Consider the following 5,291-nt stretch of genomic DNA (forward strand, 5'->3'; position numbering starts at 1 on the left):
GCCCGCCGCCGAGGCGGCTCCTGCAGCAGCGGAAGGCGCCGCTCCGGCCGCCGACGGTGCGGCGGCTGCGGCTCCCGCGGCCGAAGGTGCGGCGGCTGCGCCTGCCGGTGCCGCGCCGGCTGCTCCTGCCCCGGCCGAAGCCAAGAAATAATGCGGCTCGCGCCCGTCCTGCTGGCGGGCGCGCTAGCGCTCGCCGGTTGCGGCAAGAGCAACGAGCAGACCGCAACACCTGCGAGTGAGGGCGGCGCGGAGACGCCTGCCGTCGCGCCGACTGCGGCGATGGGCGAACAGGTCTTCAAACGCTGCGTCGCCTGCCACACGATCGAAAAGGGCGGCGCCAACGGCATCGGCCCCAACCTGCATGGCGTCGTCGGGCGCGCGGTCGCGTCGCACGCCGGCTTTTCCTATTCGGGTGCGATGAAAGCGAAGGGCGGCGTCTGGGACGAAGCCGCGCTCGACACCTATCTCAAGCAGCCGATGATGGCGGTGCCGGGAACGCGGATGGCCTTTGCGGGAATTCCGGACGATGCCGACCGCAAGGCGCTGCTCCTGTATCTGGAAGCGCAGTCGAAATAGTCCGCTGCCCCCGCCTTCGCGGGGGCGACGCTGACACTCAGTTCGGATCCTGCACGTTGCCGTAGAAATCCTGGATGATCTTCCACGCCTCTTCGGCGGTTTCGACGAAGTGGAACAACGCCAGGTCGCGCGCGCTGATCACGCCTTCCTCGACCAGCGCGTCGAAATTGACGACGCGGGTCCAGAATTCCTCGCTGAACAGCACGATCGGGATCGGCTTGATCTTGCCGGTCTGGATCAGCGTCAGCAGCTCGAACGTCTCGTCGAACGTCCCGAACCCGCCGGGAAAGACGCAGACCGCGCGCGCGCGGAGCAGGAAGTGCATCTTGCGCAGCGCGAAATAGTGGAACTGGAAGCTGAGGTCGGGGGTGACGTAGCGGTTCGGCGCCTGTTCGTGCGGCAACACGATGTTGAGCCCGACCGATTCCTTGCCCTCGTCGTCGGCGCCGCGATTCGCGGCCTCCATGATCGACGGACCGCCGCCCGAACAGACGACGAAATTGCGGCAGCCATTCTTGTCGGGCGGCACCTGGCTCGCGATCCGCGCGAGCCCCCGCGCCTCGTCATAATATTTGGCCTTCGCGGCAAGCCGCTCGGCGATCCGCTGTTCCTCGGGCGTGCGCGCTGCATCGAGCACGGCCTGCGCGGTATCGGGCGAGGGGATACGCGCCGAGCCATAGATGACGAGCATCGACTCGATCTTCGCCTCGTCGAGCATCAACTCGGGCTTGAGCAGTTCGAGCTGGAAACGCACCGGGCGCAAATCTTCGCGCAGCAGGAATTCGGTGTCCTGGAACGCCAGCCGATAGGCCGGGCTTTGCGTCTGAGGGGTCGATACCGCCTGTTTGGCGAAATGCGCGTCGTCCTTGGCTTTATGGAAACGCGAGCGATGGGGTTGTTTATCTTCTGCCATTAACGAGCGGCTACCCGTTTCGCATGACTTTGCCAAGACGGAGGCGTGGTCAGCGGCAGTAGCCGTTGCCGCTCATGTCGAAGTGGAAATGATTATAGTGCGCCGCATTATAATCGGGACCGAGCACCGTCCCGAAGCGGCGGCAGCCCGACTTGTGCAGCGCGCGCAGGAAATCCTGCGACGGCTTGTCGCCCTTCCACCCGCCATCGAGCATGATGCGGCGTCCGTCGGCAAGCACGAATCCCGACACGTCGATCGCGTTCGAATAGGCGTGCTGCGAAAGCCGGCCCGAGCGACCGCCGTAGATATTGCGGCAGCTATAAGTACCGAAGGTCTCGATCTTTACGACCTCCTGCCCGAAAAATTTCCGCGCTGCGGGTTTCACCGCATATTGCGCCCAAGCCGCGAAATTCCTGGCGAGCGGACAGGTCATCGCGCCGAGCCCCGACACGGGCGTGCCGATATCGAGCAGCTTGACCGAATCGATCGAGGTACAGCCGCCGCCATGATCCTCGTTCGGCAGCGGCGTGAAGCGCACACCGGCCTGTTTGAGGTCGAATGCGCATTGCTGTGCTTCGGCGCTGGTGAAGGACGGCGTGCCGACGGCCTGCGGACGGCTCGGCTTGCTTGCCGTCGGACGTTTGTCGCCGCGATTCTTCATCGCCTCGGGCGCGCCGAAACAGGCAGATAGCGCCAGCGCTGCGGTGGCGGCGATCAGGATCCGGGGCTTCAGGAAAGTCGGGATCGGCATGGTCGTCAAAATACCGACGAAATGGTTAACAAGCTGTATACCTTTCCTCCACTCATCGAAAATTTCGCGCGGCCCGTGCAATTTGTTTGACAGCCCGGCGCCCGACCCTAAAGGCGGCGCCGGGCCACGCGGTCCCAACGCCGCGCGAGCTCTCTGCAAGGAGAGACTATGATGAGTGAAGTGACGACGCCACAGGTGCGCCCGACGCGCCCCTATTTTTCCTCCGGACCCTGCGCCAAGCCGCCGGTCTGGTCCCCCGAAAAACTAGCCACCGAATCGCTCGGCCGCTCGCATCGTGCGAAGATCGGCAAGACGCGCCTCGCTTACTGCATCGACCTGATGCGCGAGATGCTGCAGCTTCCCGACACGCATCGCATCGGCATCGTTCCGGGTTCGGACACCGGCGCCTTTGAAATGGCAATGTGGACGATGCTTGGGGCCCGCCCTGTCACGACGCTCGCCTGGGAAAGCTTCGGCGAAGGCTGGGTCACCGATGCCGCCAAGCAGCTCAAGCTCGATCCGACCGTCATCCGCGCCGACTACGGCCAGCTTCCCGACCTCGGCCAAGTCGACTGGTCGAATGACGTCCTCTTCACCTGGAACGGCACCACCAGCGGCGTGCGCGTGCCCGATGGCGACTGGATCGCCGCCGACCGCGAGGGCCTGTCCTTCGCCGACGCCACCAGCGCTGTGTTCGCCTACGACCTGCCGTGGGACAAGATCGACGTCGCGACCTTCAGCTGGCAGAAGGTGCTCGGCGGCGAAGGCGGCCATGGCGTGCTGATCCTCGGCCCGCGCGCGGTCGAACGCCTCGAAACCCACACCCCCGCCTGGCCGCTGCCGAAAGTCTTCCGCCTTGTCAGCAAGGGCGCGCTCGCCGAAGGCGTGTTCAAGGGCGAGACGATCAACACCCCGTCGATGCTCGCGGTCGAGGATGCGATCTTCGCGCTCGAATGGGCAAAGTCGCTCGGTGGCCTCGATGGCCTGAAAGCACGCAGCGATGCGAACGCCGCGGCGCTCGACACGATCGTCGCCGACCGCGCGTGGCTCAGCCATCTCGCCGCCGATCCCGCCAGCCGCTCGAAGACCTCGGTCTGCCTGTCGGTCGCGGGCGCCGACGAAGGCTTCATCAAGAAGTTCGCGGGGCTGCTCGAGGCCGAAGGCGCGGCCTATGACATCGCGGGCTACCGCGACGCGCCCCCGGGGCTCCGCATCTGGTGCGGCGCGACCGTCGACACGGCCGATATCGAAGCGCTCGGCCCGTGGCTCGACTGGGCTTACGCCTCGCTTACCTAAATTCAGCGTGTCCCCGTGAAGGCGGGGACCCATCTCCTGCCATTTCATTCCGCAAGCATCGGGAGCTGGGCTCCCGCCTTCGCGGGAGCACAAGAAAGGTTCAATATCATGACCGCACCCAAAGTCCTCATCAGCGACAAGATGGACCCCAAAGCCGCCGCGATCTTCAAGGAACGCGGCATCGACGTCGACGTCATCACCGGCAAGACCAAGGACGAGCTGATCGCGATGATCGGCGACTATGACGGCCTCGCGATCCGTTCGGCCACCAAGGTCACCGCCGACGTCCTCGCCGCCGCGACGAACCTGAAGGTCGTCGGCCGCGCCGGGATCGGCGTCGACAATGTCGACATTCCCGAAGCGTCGAAGAAGGGCGTCATCGTGATGAACACACCCTTCGGCAACAGCATCACCACCGCCGAACATGCGATCGCGATGATGTTCGCGCTCGCGCGCCAGATCCCCGAAGCCAACGCCGGGACGCAGGCGGGCAAATGGCCCAAGAACGACTTCATGGGCGTCGAGCTGACCTCGAAGACGCTCGGCCTGATCGGCTGCGGCAACATCGGCAGCATCGTCGCCGAGCGGGCGCTCGGCCTCCGCATGAAGGTCGTCGCCTTCGATCCCTTCCTGACCCCCGAGCGCGCGATCGAACTCGGCGTCGAAAAAGCCGACCTCGACACCTTGCTCGCCAAGGCCGATTTCATCACGCTGCACACACCGCTGACCGACCAGACGCGCAACATCCTGTCGAAGGAAAATATCGCCAAGGCGAAGAAGGGCGTGCGGATCATCAACTGCGCGCGCGGCGGGCTGATCGACGAGGCGGCGCTGAAGGACGCGCTCGACAGCGGCCATGTCGCGGGCGCCGCGCTCGACGTGTTCCAGACCGAACCGCCCGCAGCCGACCATCCGCTGTTCGGCGCGCCGAACTTCATCTGCACGCCGCATTTGGGCGCGTCGACCGACGAGGCGCAGGTCAATGTCGCCATCCAGGTCGCCGAACAGCTCAGCGACTATCTCCTCACCGGCGGCATCACCAACGCGCTCAACGTCCCCAGCCTCTCGGCCGAAGAAGCGCCGAAGCTGCGCCCCTATATGAGCCTCGCCGAAAAGCTCGGCAGCCTCGTCGGCCAGCTCGCGCACGACAACCTCACGACGATTTCGGTCGAGGTTGAGGGCGCTGCCGCCGAACTCAACCTCAAGCCGATCACCGCCGCGGTGCTCACCGGCCTGATGCGCCGCTATTCGGACAGCGTGAACATGGTCAACGCACCGCATCTCGCCCGCGAGCGCGGGCTCGACGTGCGCGAAGTGCGCCACGACCGCGACGGCGATTACCACACGCTCGTCCGCGTCACCGTGGCGACCAGCGACGGTGACCGCTCGGTCGCGGGCACGCTGTTCAGCAACGGCGACCCGCGCCTCGTCGAGATGTTCGGCATCAAGGTCGAGGCCGATCTCGACGGCCATATGCTCTACATCGTCAACGAGGATGCGCCGGGCTTCATCGGCCGCATCGGCACCGCGCTCGGCGAAGCCGGGCTCAACATCGGCACCTTCCACCTCGGCCGCCGCGCCGCGGGCGGCGAGGCGGTGCTGCTGCTCAGCCTCGACTCGCCGATGCCCGAACCTTTGCTGTGGCAGCTTTGCCAGCTGCCCGGCGTGAAGACGGTGAAGGGGCTGAAGTTCTGAGCCATATTACGCCCTCCCCTTCAGGGGAGGGCAGCGAGACTTGCGAGCTTGCTCGCTAGT

The 5,291-nt window shown here is 65.6% G+C and carries 5 protein-coding genes; 3 read left to right on the forward strand and 2 right to left on the reverse strand.

Annotation, left to right across the window (positions count from 1 at the left end):
* Positions 1-150: 150 nt before the first annotated feature.
* Positions 151-576: a cytochrome c family protein gene (locus tag VGD20_RS10710; RefSeq protein ID WP_331134433.1), complete on the forward strand. Its 426-nt coding sequence runs from the start codon at positions 151-153 to the stop codon at positions 574-576.
* Positions 577-613: 37 nt separating this feature from the next.
* Here the strand turns inward: VGD20_RS10710 and VGD20_RS10715 are convergent, their stop codons facing one another.
* Together VGD20_RS10715 and VGD20_RS10720 are read right to left on the reverse strand one after the other, a co-directional pair.
* Positions 614-1,489: an LOG family protein gene (locus VGD20_RS10715; RefSeq protein WP_331134434.1), complete on the reverse strand. Its 876-nt coding sequence runs from the start codon at positions 1,487-1,489 to the stop codon at positions 614-616.
* A gap of 49 nt (positions 1,490-1,538) precedes the next feature.
* Positions 1,539-2,240: an extensin family protein gene (locus VGD20_RS10720; protein WP_331134435.1), complete on the reverse strand. Its 702-nt coding sequence runs from the start codon at positions 2,238-2,240 to the stop codon at positions 1,539-1,541.
* Between the two features lie 168 nt (positions 2,241-2,408).
* Between VGD20_RS10720 and VGD20_RS10725 the strand changes: the two genes are divergently transcribed.
* Positions 2,409-3,536 carry a phosphoserine transaminase gene (locus VGD20_RS10725; protein ID WP_414714564.1) on the forward strand — a complete coding sequence of 376 codons (1,128 nt, stop codon included), beginning with the start codon at positions 2,409-2,411 and terminating at the stop codon, positions 3,534-3,536.
* 108 nt (positions 3,537-3,644) lie between these two features.
* Positions 3,645-5,231, forward strand: coding sequence for a phosphoglycerate dehydrogenase (gene serA, locus VGD20_RS10730; RefSeq protein WP_331134436.1), 1,587 nt, complete (start codon positions 3,645-3,647; stop codon positions 5,229-5,231).
* The last annotated feature ends 60 nt before the right edge of the window (positions 5,232-5,291 follow it).

The sequence above is a fragment of the Sphingopyxis sp. genome (assembly GCF_036402335.1).
Lineage (GTDB): Bacteria > Pseudomonadota > Alphaproteobacteria > Sphingomonadales > Sphingomonadaceae > Sphingopyxis.